Origin of the sequence: Paenibacillus sp. N3.4 (assembly GCF_008017805.1) — a bacterium.
GTDB lineage: Bacteria > Bacillota > Bacilli > Paenibacillales > NBRC-103111 > Paenibacillus_E.
In genome coordinates this window covers 228,229-241,095 of the sequence record NZ_VRTT01000001.1, presented here as the reverse complement: position 1 = coordinate 241,095, position 12,867 = coordinate 228,229, and the positions used below count along the sequence as shown (strand labels likewise).

General features: G+C 44.4%; 11 protein-coding genes and 2 pseudogenes. 6 read left to right on the top strand and 7 right to left on the bottom strand.

Going from position 1 to position 12,867, the window contains the following annotated elements; genetic code table 11:
* The first annotated feature begins 16 nt into the window (after positions 1-16).
* From FU659_RS01035 to serS, 4 genes are all read left to right on the top strand, one after another.
* Positions 17-643, top strand: coding sequence for a hypothetical protein (locus tag FU659_RS01035; RefSeq protein ID WP_147945821.1), 627 nt, complete (start codon positions 17-19; stop codon positions 641-643).
* Positions 600-1,706 (top strand): tetraprenyl-beta-curcumene synthase family protein, encoded by a 1,107-nt coding sequence (locus tag FU659_RS01030; protein WP_397354815.1) that lies wholly within the window; start codon positions 600-602, stop codon positions 1,704-1,706. The genes FU659_RS01035 and FU659_RS01030 overlap by 44 nt, the downstream gene beginning before the upstream one ends.
* A gap of 34 nt (positions 1,707-1,740) precedes the next feature.
* Positions 1,741-2,709, top strand: a complete 969-nt coding sequence (gene pfkA / locus FU659_RS01025; RefSeq protein WP_147945820.1) for a 6-phosphofructokinase — start codon at positions 1,741-1,743, stop codon at positions 2,707-2,709.
* Between the two features lie 300 nt (positions 2,710-3,009).
* A complete protein-coding gene (gene serS / locus FU659_RS01020) occupies positions 3,010-4,293 on the top strand; it encodes a serine--tRNA ligase (protein ID WP_147945819.1) in 1,284 nt (427 codons plus the stop codon).
* 60 nt (positions 4,294-4,353) lie between these two features.
* Here serS and FU659_RS01015 read toward each other — a convergent pair whose 3' ends face one another.
* Together FU659_RS01015 and FU659_RS01010 are read right to left on the bottom strand one after the other, a co-directional pair.
* Positions 4,354-5,316 carry a D-2-hydroxyacid dehydrogenase gene (locus FU659_RS01015; protein WP_261807535.1) on the bottom strand — a complete coding sequence of 321 codons (963 nt, stop codon included), beginning with the start codon at positions 5,314-5,316 and terminating at the stop codon, positions 4,354-4,356.
* A gap of 137 nt (positions 5,317-5,453) precedes the next feature.
* Positions 5,454-6,631, bottom strand: a pseudogene (locus FU659_RS01010) (putative glycoside hydrolase).
* Between the two features lie 109 nt (positions 6,632-6,740).
* On the opposite strand from FU659_RS01010, the gene FU659_RS01005 reads away from it, so the two are divergent.
* Positions 6,741-7,895: an MFS transporter gene (locus tag FU659_RS01005; protein ID WP_147945818.1), complete on the top strand. Its 1,155-nt coding sequence runs from the start codon at positions 6,741-6,743 to the stop codon at positions 7,893-7,895.
* A 40-nt stretch (positions 7,896-7,935) separates the two neighbouring features.
* Here FU659_RS01005 and FU659_RS01000 read toward each other — a convergent pair whose 3' ends face one another.
* The 5 genes from FU659_RS01000 to FU659_RS00980 form a co-directional block, all read right to left on the bottom strand.
* Positions 7,936-8,169 (bottom strand): Sec-independent protein translocase subunit TatA/TatB, encoded by a 234-nt coding sequence (locus FU659_RS01000; RefSeq protein ID WP_147945817.1) that lies wholly within the window; start codon positions 8,167-8,169, stop codon positions 7,936-7,938.
* A 130-nt stretch (positions 8,170-8,299) separates the two neighbouring features.
* Positions 8,300-8,458: a hypothetical protein gene (locus tag FU659_RS00995; protein WP_397354811.1), complete on the bottom strand. Its 159-nt coding sequence runs from the start codon at positions 8,456-8,458 to the stop codon at positions 8,300-8,302.
* 165 nt (positions 8,459-8,623) lie between these two features.
* Positions 8,624-9,445 (bottom strand): YitT family protein, encoded by an 822-nt coding sequence (locus FU659_RS00990; RefSeq protein ID WP_147945815.1) that lies wholly within the window; start codon positions 9,443-9,445, stop codon positions 8,624-8,626.
* 149 nt (positions 9,446-9,594) lie between these two features.
* A complete protein-coding gene (locus tag FU659_RS00985; protein ID WP_147945814.1) occupies positions 9,595-10,374 on the bottom strand; it encodes a DUF4247 domain-containing protein in 780 nt (259 codons plus the stop codon).
* A gap of 53 nt (positions 10,375-10,427) precedes the next feature.
* Positions 10,428-10,964: a DUF4178 domain-containing protein gene (locus FU659_RS00980; protein ID WP_147945813.1), complete on the bottom strand. Its 537-nt coding sequence runs from the start codon at positions 10,962-10,964 to the stop codon at positions 10,428-10,430.
* A gap of 278 nt (positions 10,965-11,242) precedes the next feature.
* On the opposite strand from FU659_RS00980, the pseudogene cshA reads away from it, so the two are divergent.
* Positions 11,243-12,867 (top strand): annotated as a pseudogene (gene cshA, locus FU659_RS00975) (degradosome RNA helicase CshA).

The following is a 12,867-nucleotide window of genomic DNA, read 5'->3' as shown; positions in this document are numbered from 1 at the left end:
AAAGGGAGTGACTGGCATGCAGAGCGATAACAATGAAGCGAATTGGTTGGAAACTATTGCGAAGCCGTTGCTAGAGCATCTACCTGCTTTATATCCGATTGAAGAATGGGATATGAGGATGGATGCGCGTATTGAAGCAGTGTCACCTGCTACAATCACCCAAGGAAACATGGAACAAGAGCCGTATGGACTGGCGATAAAGGCTGGGCTTCATTTATTGAATGAAAGTTTGGATAAATCGCATGCCATTTCCCAAGAAATTACGAATGCAACAGGCAGCTATTGGCACGCCTTGATGCATCGGATGGAGGGGGACTACAGCAATGCCAAATATTGGTTCAATGATGTGGGTCATCATCCTATTTATTCTAATTTAATACCTTGTGTGAGAAATTACTTAACGGTAAAAGATTTGGTCGAGTTGGATAACGAGGCGCTTCGCAACAAGCTCGAAGTCCTTATTACATCACCGGGTTGGAACCCTTACGTTTTTATTGACGCTATAGAGCTGCAAGTTTCCTTAGTCCAGAATCCCATTGTTGATAATTGGTTGCGTCATATTCAGCGTTACGAGATGCAGTTGTTGCTGCAATATTGCTATGAACAAAGTTGTGGAGGAAGTTTGCTTGAAGCAATTGGATAAAAGCAGCCGGAAAGTTCCAAAAGGACCGATGCGACTCATGGTCAGGGTGTATCGCTACATTTTACCGGACGTGAATGTGCAGCTTTCCCTGTGGAAAGCGGCAGCAGAGCAAATCCCCGATCATGAATTGCGAACACAAGCCCTAGCGAGTATCGCAACCAAACAATTTCACTGTCAGGGTGGCGCTGTTTATGCGGCTGCTAATTTGTCGATGCGTCATGTTCTGATCCCATTCATTGTTGCTTTCCAAACGATTAGCGATTACCTGGATAATTTATGTGATCGCAGCACGTCATTGGACCCTCAGGATTTTCGGCAGCTACACCAATCGATGCTTGATGCAGTAGATCTTTCTAAGCCCCTCCATGATTATTATGCATATCGCCCTGAGAAAGAAGACGGGGGTTATTTGACAGATCTTGTCCGCAAGTGTCAATCCTGCGCAAGTTTGCTGCCATCCTACGAGATCGTAGCGGATCAGGTCCGGGAATTCGTTGCGTTATACTGTGATTTACAGGTGTACAAGCATATACGCAAAGATTTACGGGAGCCTGAGCTTCACGAGTGGTGGAACAGACATCATCATGGATTTAGTCAAATTGCCTGGAATGAGTTTGCTGCCGCTACCGGGTCAACGCTAGGCATGTTCATGCTCTTTCTGGCAGCCTGTGATCCTCAGCTAAGTCGAAGCCAGGTTGATTCGATCAAGGAGGCTTATTTCCCTTATGTATGCGGGCTCCATATTCTTCTCGATTACCTAATTGATCAAGAAGAAGATATCCTTGGCGGCGATCTGAATTTCTGCACGTATTACGATACGATGGAGACAACCGTAGAGCGAATCGCTTTCATTGTGAAGGAAGCACGCGAGAAAATTTTGTTCTTGGAACATCCGCGTTTTCATCGTATGATAATCGAGGGTTTACTTGCTTTATATTTATCAGATCCTAAAGTGAATCATCAACTACAAGTTAAGAAAATATCCAAGCGTCTTATGAAAAATAGTCCATTAACCCGGTTATTTTTCTGGCTAAATAGTATGTTCATACGTACGACATCATGAATATCATTCAGAAGAATTTGGAGGAGGAAATGAAATGTCAGCAGTAAAATCAATCGCGGTATTAACAAGTGGTGGAGATTCTCAGGGAATGAATGCGGCAGTGCGCGCCGTTGTCAGGAGCGCTTTGTTCCATGGCCTAGATGTATATGGCGTACAACGTGGTTATCATGGACTCATTAACGATGATATCCGTCAAATGGACTTGCGCAGTGTAGGGGATATTATTCAACGCGGAGGCACAATCCTGCAAACAGCCCGCTGCAAAGAGTTTATGACGTTGGAAGGCCAACAAATCGGTGCAGAAAATTTGCGTAAACGCGGTATTGACGGTTTGGTTGTCATTGGCGGAGATGGTTCTTATCAAGGTGCGAATAAGCTAAGCAAGCTAGGTATTAAGACAATGGCCCTACCGGGTACGATTGATAATGATATTCCTTTTACTGATTTTACGATTGGGTTCGATACTGCTGTCAGCATTGTCGTTGATGCCATCAACAAGCTTCGTGATACGATGACTTCTCATGAGCGTTCCTCGATCGTTGAAGTTATGGGGCGTCATTGCGGTGAAATTGCGCTGTATGCCGGACTAGCTAGTGGTGCAGAAACGATTATCGTATCTGAGGTGCCAAGCGATATTGATGAAGTGGCGAATCGGATGAAAGAAAATTTCTTGAATGGTAAGCGCCACAGCATCATTATCGTAGCTGAAGGAGCGGGGAGCGGAGACGGGGTCTCCAAGCAAATTACAGAGCGCAACGGTATTGAACCGCGAGTGACCGTATTGGGTCACATTCAGCGGGGCGGAGCGCCAACGCATAATGACCGAATTCTCGCAAGTAGACTAGGGGATTTCGCTGTTCGTAGATTGATTGAAGGCGATTCTAACAAAGGCTGCGGTGTCATTAGAGGCGAACTGGTAGCTACTGATATTGAACTGGTTGTGAGTACCAAAAGACCGTTCAACATGGAACTGTATGAGTTGGCACAACGGTTATCCCAATAAGTGCTTATCCTTGGTTGACCCTGGTCTTATCTTCGACTATAATAGCGAATAACGTACAAATCGACATTATGTCTATGAAGAGCATCCAACTCGGAGACGTTCATGATCGGAAAGGCACCCGGATCGTTGTCTTTCTCTAAATAAACCGGCACCGCCCGTTATCGCGGAACCAAGCGGATGATTACATGTTTATGTAGTCATCAAGTTGGGTGGCACCGCGAGCAGAACGCTCCTCGTCCCAATCGGATGAGGGGCGTTCTTTGTCTTTTTATCATAAAAAGAAGAAAGCGGTGACGGGAAATGTTAGAGATGAAATGGATTCGGCATCATCAGAAGGAAGTAACAGAAGCAGCAAGGAACAAGGGAATAGATATTTCGTTAGATGAGCTTCTGCTAGTGGATGAGAAGAAGAGGGAACTAAGCCAACAAGTAGATGAACTGCGTGCTGAGCGCAATCGGTTAACTGCATCAATTGCCGAGTGTTTAGCTCGGAAGCAGCAGGAAGAAGCCGATGAGAAGAAAAAGCAGGTTCGTGCAACCAATCGCGAATTATCCGTTTTTGAAGATGAGCTTCAACATCTAGAAAAACGATATGAGGAATTGATGGACACGATACCTAATTTGATGTCCTCGGAGACGCCTATTGGGGCAACAGATAAGGACAATGTCGTGGTGAAAGTGGTGGGGGAACGGACCACTTTCGACTTTGAACCTCGCGATCACATCCGGATAGGCGAAGATCATGATCTGTTCGATCTTCCCCGTGGTGTGAAAGTAGCAGGGACGCGTAATTATTATTTGAAGGGGATGGGCTTGTATTTGCATCGAGCCGTCCAACAGCTCGCTCTTGATTTGTTGACCGAACGCGGGTTTACCGCCATGGATGTACCCCTGATGGTACGCGAGGATACCTTGCGAAATGCAGCATTTTTCCCAGCAGGGAAAGATCAGACGTATGAGATGAAGGACGAGAATAAGTGGCTGGTCGGAACGTCAGAAGGTCCGCTTGTCTCCTACTACGCCAATGAAGTGGTTGATTTAACGAACGGTCCCATTCAGTTGGCAGGTGTATCCACTTGCTTCCGTAAGGAGGCAGGTTCAGCTGGTAAAGATGTGCGAGGCTTATATCGTGTTCATCAATTTGCCAAGGTTGAACAAGTGATTATTTGTGAGCATGATGAAGAAATAGCGGATCGATTGCTGGAGCAAATCACACGTAATGCGGAAGAGATTCTGAACTTGCTGGAGCTCCCTTATCGAATTGTAGCTGTCTGTTCAGGAGACATGGGGGCTAAAAATTATAAGCAATATGATATAGAAACGTGGATGCCAAGTCGGGAAGCTTATGGAGAGACACATTCTTCCTCGTTATTGCTTGATTTTCAGGCGCGTCGCAGCGGCATTCGTTATCGAGATCAGCATGGCGAGCTTCGATACTGTTATACGATGAATAATACCGCTGTCGCTTCACCGCGTATCCTGATCCCGTTACTTGAAAACCATCAGAGATCGGATGGCACGATTTATATCCCTCAAGCCTTGCGACCTTATATGAGGGGCTTAGCATCGCTAGGTGGTCATTAGATAAAAAATAGTACCTCATTGCTATCGCCACAGGGCTAGCTTTGAGGTACTTTATTTTGCCTAATAACCTTCCGTTAAATCAACCTTGTTCATCATTTCGCTGCCTTCCAAGATAGCAACTAGATTATGATAAAAAATAGAGGAGACACGCTCCGTATACCGAGCCGATGATCCGGCAATATGCGGTGTAAGGATGACATTCTCCATACTCCACAAAGGGGAATCAGCCGGTAACGGTTCCTGTTGAAAAACATCCAGAGCTGCCCCAGCCAACTTCCGCTCTTGCAGCGCAGTTATCAAAGCCTGCTCATCGAGAACGTCGCCGCGTGCCAGGTTGATGAGAAAAGCATTTGGTTTCAATAGCGCGATATGCTCTTTGGTCATAAAGCCTTTGGTCTTTGCCGTACTGGGAAGCAAAAGAACGACGAAATCACTTTGTGAAAGTAGATAGACAAGGCCTTCTTCTCCACTTACGGTGGAGTCATAGGCAGGGTGTGGAACCCCTGAGCGATTCAAGCCAATCACCTTCATGTCAAAAGCTTTAGCTTTGCGAGCGACAGCTTCACCAATCGCTCCTGCTCCAATAATGCCGATTGTTTTTCCATATAACTCGCCTACGGAGAGCTGATCGTCCCACATGTGTTGCTGTTGACGCTCGTGCAGCAGATTGGTTTTACGTACCCACTGCAACATAAGGCTGAGCGTGAATTCGCTCATCTGAATGGTATGTACGCCACGGGCATTGGTCAGTACGATATTTCGCTCTGCCAGTTCTTGAAGAGGAAGCTTGTCCACCCCTGCGGACAAGGTTTGCAGCCATTTAAGATTGGGAGTTTGCTTCATAATGTCAGGATTCATTTTGCCAGCCGTGACGATGACATCGGCATTGGCAAGATGAGCACTAGCCTCTTTGGAAGATTTAAACCAATGGAATTGGATGCGATTATTTAATTCCTTGGGCAGATTTTCCTGTAAATAAGTTAAATCCATACCCGTTATGGCGACAATATTCATCTGTTTCATTCACTCCTTAGCTAATCTTCTATACAAATGCTTTGTTATTCTGGTAACATGAAACCTGATTACATCATAAAGCAAAATGTAAACGAATGTAAAACGCAAACACCCTAAGAACTTTCGCCCTCAGGGTGCCTCATTGATTAGTAATTCACGTTCGGCGTGTAGTTATTGTTAGCATTCCATAAAAGGAATTCATCAACGCCGTTTTCCTTCAGAGCACGAATTTGTTCTTCAACTTCATGTTTGCCGTATTTAATATAACCAGGTATCCATGAGGCTGTGAAATCCTGAATCCAAGGACGTACAATTGGCTTCCAGCCTTTTTTATCAATAGCTTCGAGTTTTTTGTTCGTATCTTTGGAGGCACCGTTAATGGTAGCAAAAGGAGCAGCATCCGGTACTTTGGAGCCGAACCAGCCTGTGCTGTAATGGCTCGGATAAATCATTGGCGCGATAACATCGACATTTTGGGAGATTTTCTCGAAATCTTGACCAATACCCTCAGCGGCCGGAACGGAAGCAGCGTAACCAAAAATATCAACGGATACACGGGCGCCAAGCGGCTGCAGCTGCTCTTTGGCATATTTGACGAATGAAGCAACGGCATCGATGCGCGAGCGATCATCCTTCGTATACTTTAGTACGTCTGCTCTTTTCTCGAACCCTTCCGGGAATCGAACGTAGTCGAATTGAATTTCTTTGAATCCTGCTTTAATGGCTTCTTTGGCAACGGCAATGTTATAGTCCCATACTTCTTTGTTATAGGGATTGACGAAACTATCAGGCGGGTTCTTTCCATTGCCCCAAAGGGTGCCATCTGGGTTGACGAATGACCATTCAGGTTTCTTCTTGGCAAGAATCGTGTCTTTGAACACAACAATTCGTGCGATTGGATAAATATGATGTTCATTTAATGTACTCATTAGACTTGGCATGTTTCCTATGATCTTTTGGGTCGTTCCCATGGCATCCAATTCTGCATTCCCTGTTTCCCAGGTGATATAACCCCAATCATCCTTTACGTCAATAACAAGTGAATTGAGCTCAGTGTCATCCAGCAGTTTGATAAGAGTGTTCAGCCGCGCTCCACCTGCACTATGCGCTGTGGCATAGATCCCTTTGACCTTGGGCGCGTCTTTTGCGGATCTTGTTTATTGACAGGATCTAACGGATGGCTCTCTTGGGAGGGAGGCGTTTGAATGACTACAGCATTCTTCGCATTCAAAGAGGCTTGGACAAGTTGTTCAAAATTAGCATCCGGGTTTGCAGCTGCTACATTGCCCCAGATTAGGGCAAGGGAAGCGATTAAAATATCCATGATGTATAAGTCCTCTCCTATCTATGTTCCTAACTTATATTATAAAGCAAGCGGGTAACTCCGCACAGGGGAAATTTGTTGAGAATTGTAGAAGAAAGGTAGATGGCTGTTGAAAACTGACAAACAAATCGTTTCTTTATCTGGTGTTAATTTTTTTTACTATGCTTCCAGTGCCATTTTATTACCCTATTTGCCGCTATATCTCCAAAATAAAGGGTACTCATCGGGGGATATTGGTTTTTTGATGATGATTGGACCCTTTGTTTCCATCTTCGCCCAACCCTTCTGGGGATATGTAAGCGATCGTTTTCACACTGTGAAAAAAATTGTTTCCATCCTTTGGGCACTCTCCTTGCTTGGAAGTGCTGGACTTTTTTTAACGAATGGTTTTGGGTTAACACTCGGTTTCATCTTATTGCTCTATTTTTTTCTGCTTCCTTCGGTGCCTCTTATTGACAATTTAGTCGTCAAATCAACGGCACAACGCGGTATGTCCTATGGATCGGTTCGATTATGGGGCTCCATCGGTTTCTCGAGTGTTGCTCTTTTGTCTGGCTTATTGTTGGAGCCATTAGGAGGCGTTGCGCGCATTCCTTATTTTTATTGGGTGCTTTGGATATTTCCGTTCCTTCTGCTTGCTTTTATTAAAGACGAGAAGGGGAGCGGCGAACGTATTACCTTAAAGACGATTAGCGTTATTTTCAAAAACAAAGGATTTTTGTGGTTTATGGTTATGATTCTTATCGTATCCATTCCGCATCGAATGAATGATGCCCTATTAGGTTTATATCTAAGTAAATTGGGCGCTACAGATTCGATGGTCAGTTGGGCATGGGCGCTTGCTGCGGTCAGCGAAATTCCTGTATTCGCTTTGTTGAACCGATATATACATCGTTATCATGAACTGACGATACTTGGCATTGTTTCCATCCTTTATGCCGTTCGCTGGGTGGCCTACATATTCATTACAGATCCTTGGGTGCTCATTGGGATGCAGGTTACCCATATGGTTACATTCGCGATATTGTGGATTGTGGCTGTTCAGTATGTGGTTCGTCTGCTTCCGGAACAGTTCGGATCTACAGGTCAATCTATTCTGGCGATGGTGTTCATGGGATTGGCAGGTATTATAGGCGGTTTAGTTGGAGGATGGCTGAGCGATAGGTGGGGAGGAGCAAGCATGTATGTCTTCGCGACAGGGATGTCTGCTATTGCGGCATGTTTGTTCTTGAGCACACAGGCGGTTATGCGCCGTAAAAGCTAAAAAAAACACCCGGCAGCAATAAATGCCGGGTGTTTGGACGTTATTTGTGTACTTGTCCTGATTCGGTATTGGTGACCTCAGGATTGATCTCTTTACGAAGGGTTACCGGAGGCTCTTCCGTAGAAGAATTGCCGCTATTCCCATTCGTTGCATCCTTGAATTCACGAAACATTTTACCAAAACCTCGACCAAGCTCAGGCAGTTTATTAGGCCCAAACAGAAGAAGGGCAACAATTGCAATTAAGATGATGTGCCAAGGAGATAATGCTCCCATTCCAGACACCTCCATTAAGTTTATCTTACTGTCTAGTATAACATGATCTTATCATAACCTATATACCCTAATTATTACAAACTCACTAACATTCTATGAAAAAAGGGATGCGTAACAAAAAAGACGCCCTTTAGTGGTAAAGGGCGTCTTTATGATGTTCCGAAATACTAAATTGTATGATTTCCATGACATCTTCTGCTTCCAACGCCTCAATACCGAATCGGAGGACAATCTCGGAGTCCAGCTCACAGCTGGTTAAGAATGGGACCAATTCGGGTGTTAGTTTCATTACAATCCTGGATAATTTAACTGTCTCCACAAGCATCACCCTTCCAATCATAAGATTAGAATAAGAACTACGCCTGAATCTTTGAGATGAAAACCAGAACTATATGAAATTATATTTATTATAACACAAATTAACTTGTAAGTAAGAGGCTGATTTCACGTTTTGTTAGTGTGTTTTGCGGAATTCACCAAGGACTCCGACCGTTTCTACAATATTGACGAATGCTTTGGGATCGATTTGCTTGATCAACCGTTTTAATTCAGCAAGTTCGTAACGTGTAGTGACTGTCATAAGCATATCATGTTGCTGCTGTGTATATGCCCCTTCCGTTTTCACTAAGGTGACCCCTCTGGGTAATTTCAATAAAGCATTGAGCAACTCTTCCTTTTGTTTGGTAACGATGAAGGCTGTTACTTTCACGTGTCGGATATGAATCGTATCGACCACTTTGCCGCTAATATAAATGGCAAGCATGGAGTAGAGCGCAAGATCCCAATCCTGTTTGAAGTAACCAAGCGCCACGATGACCAGACCGTTCATGGAAGAGAGAAGCGTGCCGAGGGGGAAATCAAATTTCCGCGTCAAGATCAAGCCCACGATATCGAAACCGCCGCTCGAACCGCCAATGCGCAAAGTGATACCGCTTCCGATACCGACAAGCACACCACCGAACACAGCACCGAGAATAGGTGCCTGCGCGACATAGCTTGTTGGGAGAATTTGCATCAGCCACGCGGTTAAAATAACGGAGATAACACTAATAACAATGAATCTTCGGCCAATTGAAATCAATCCCCAAATCATGAGCGGCAGATTGAATAGTAAATATAAAAAACCAATGTTCCAATTCGTGAAATAACCGATAATCATAGCAAATCCAGAAACCCCGCCGCTAAGCAGTTGGTGAGGTATGAGGAACATGTTGAAGCCAACCGCGACAAGCAGTGCGCCAACTAGAATTATGATGGTATCTAACGCCTTTTTCAAACCGATTCACCTCTAAAATAGTATGCAGCATAATGCCAGTATAATTCATTATTTCAAAACTTCAATTATTATTTGACCAATGTATAATTAATAGTGAAAGGAAAATAAAAAAGCTGTGTCCATTGTGTGGACACAGCCGCGAGAACGAGCTATTTGCGTTTGGAAAAGGACCCGGACCGCGAGCTCGTACTTGGTTTATTATTTGTTGAAGGTTTGGAAACAGAGCCATCATTTTTGCGGTTGGTAGAACTGCTGCCATTATTCGGCGCTACGGAACCTGACCCAGATCCAGACCCAGACCCAGACCCAGACCCAGATCCAGACCCAGACCCAGATCCAGACCCAGATCCAGACCCAGATCCAGATCCTGCTCCCGTTCCCGTTTTGAAACTACCGGTCCGATCGGAAGTAGTCGGCGCTTTTTCCTTGGAACTATCCGTTGTAGGAGATGTTGTTCCGTTACCTGTATTGTAAGTAGGAGTCCTTGTATACCCTCTGTAATCCGAGCTTCTATTACTGCCCCAACCACTGCCAAATAAAGATTGAAGAAGTGTGGCTGTTAAATATCCCTGTAAAAATGAGGAGTCGTAATGTGACTTTGCATATTCAATACTGTCGATTTGAACAAGTGTATTCTTCGCTTCTTTGGGATCTTTCTGGATGTTTATCACTTTATCTGCATACACAAGGAACATTTGATCTTCGGATTCCTTGCTCTTTTCTTTTGGCTTTTCTTTGGCGGCAATTTCATTCGTTGCTTCAGGGACGGTTTTGCCCTCAATGGCATAGACCTTGGATAAATTCGTTCCTTTACCATCGACACTGACAAGCGGATATTTGTCCTTAATGTAAAGGCCGGCATCAGCGCCGCAAGCCGTAAGAAGGGTGATGATCAATACGAAAGCAAGCCATGAAGTCCATCTTTTCACTTTGTAGTGTCCCTCCTTTCCTTAGTACGAATCAATGATAGCATCAATTGTGATTAAGGCATAGATTTTAAAAACTTAATTTGATTTCCTGGTGTGCGTTCTCCCTCTAGAGCAATAAATTTACCATCCTGCCATTGGAGGAAGAAGAAGCGGCTGTCCGGTCCGAAATAACGCCAAAATATGATCTCATCATTATTTCGAAAATCCGTATTTCCTTCAATTCGAGTCATATCGTTTCGGTGAAACTCCAACTCAAAGGTAGCTTCTCCATCGAACTCTAGTCGTGTGGGAACATCATTAGGGTCATCCAAAGCGCCTTCCACGAAGCTGCATAGGAAACAATCCATGGTTCGACCTTTTTCAATGATAAGACACTGAATATTTTTGCCGTTTTGTAAATAATAAGCATAGCGATGTGGAGGAAAGCCTCGATCAAAATATTCCACTTTGCCGGAGATAACGTACTCTTCTAAATCCACATTAACAATATCTCCAACACGGGAATCTTCCAGCGGGTTGAATGTAGGCGGCTGAGTTGGTTCTTGTTTTTGACTGCGCAGGATGCTGCTCACGCGTTTAAAAATGGACATATAATTTCTCCTCTGTACCGTTTGATGTTATATGTTCTTATACGCATAGTTTATGCGGAAGGTTTCATTCTCATTAAGGAAAGACGCCTCTGGATATGTGTATACAACTTGTGCTATAATATTTGAGATGTTCTTAAGGGCGGCCAGTTGGATCATGGATGATGTAAATCGAAAATGTATTCCATCAAGAAACTATAGACACGGATAGGAAGTCGTACTTAAGGGTAAAAAAGATACAAGGCATTAGCCTGCCCTGTACAAAAGGAGATTGAATAGATTTGAAAACATTTCAAGAGTTCGGTTTAGAAGCAACTATTTTACGCGCAATTACGGAAATGGGCTTTGAAGAGTCCACGCCAATTCAAGAGAAAACAATACCGTTGGCCATGGAAGGCCGCGATTTGATCGGGCAAGCACAAACGGGAACAGGGAAAACAGCCGCATTCGGTATTCCGCTGGTTCACAAAATCAACGTTAAAGAAGAACGGATTTCTGCATTGATCATGTGTCCTACTCGCGAACTTGCCATTCAGGTTGCGGAAGAAGTTGAAAAACTTGGTCGCTTCAAAGGCATTCGTTCCCTACCAATTTATGGTGGACAGGACATTGTTAAACAAATTCGCGCATTGAAGAAAAAACCGCAAATTATTATCGGTACACCTGGACGTCTGCTTGATCATATTAACCGTAAAACAATTAAATTAGATGATGTGCAAACGGTCATTTTGGATGAAGCGGATGAAATGTTGGATATGGGCTTCATGGATGATATTCAGTCGATCCTTAAATTGGTTCCTGAAGAACGTCATACGATGTTGTTCTCTGCCACAATGCCGACAAACATTCAAAGTTGGCACAACAGTTCTTGCGTAACCCAGAGCACGTTTCCGTGATCCCGAAACAAGTTAGCGCTCCACTCATCGATCAAGCTTATATCGAATTGCATGAAAAACAAAAATTCGAAGCTTTAAGCCGTTTGATTGATATGGAAGCTCCTGATCTTGCGATCATTTTCGGGCGTACTAAACGTCGGGTTGACGAATTGGCTGAAGCATTGCAAAAAAGAGGCTACGCGGCTGAAGGTTTGCATGGCGATTTGTCCCAAAACCAACGTGACAATGTTATGAGAAAATTCCGTGATGGCAGCATTGATGTGCTTGTAGCGACTGACGTTGCTGCACGTGGTCTCGATGTATCCGGCGTCACACATGTTATCAACTTTGACTTGCCGCAAGATCCGGAAAGCTATGTACACCGTATTGGCCGTACAGGGCGCGCAGGTAAAGAAGGTACAGCTTGGACGTTCGTAACGCCAAGAGAGATCGATCACCTTCACTTCATTGAGAAGGTAACTCGTCACAAAATCAACAAAAAACCATTGCCTAGCTTGGCAGAAGCTATTGAAGGCAAACAAAAAATGACAGCTGAACGCATTCTCGATGTTCTACAAAATGAAGCACAAGCAGAATTCAAAGGTTTGGCGATTCAAATGTTGGAGCAATATGATTCCGTTAACCTGCTTGCAGCAGCAATGAAGCTTCTGACAGGGGATAAAAAGGAAACGAACATTGAGCTTACTCCGGAAGATCCAATCCGTGCAAGAAAGAAGAAATTCGACGTGCGCAGCTCAGGCAGACGCGTTGGTGGCGGATATACGTCTGGCGGATCTGGTTCAGGAGATCGTCGTCAAGGCGGTGGATATGGCGGCAACTCGTCAAGCAGCTCCAATTCCCGTTACCCGCGTAAAGACAGCAGAGATTACGGTTCCAACAGAGAAGGTGGAGAAGGCCGCAGTTCTTCTTCCAGAAGCCGTGAATACGGAAGCAACAACAGCAGCAACACCGGTAATAGAGATCGTTCCAGAGCTCCGCGCAAGAGCGAGGACACATTAGTTAATAAGTAA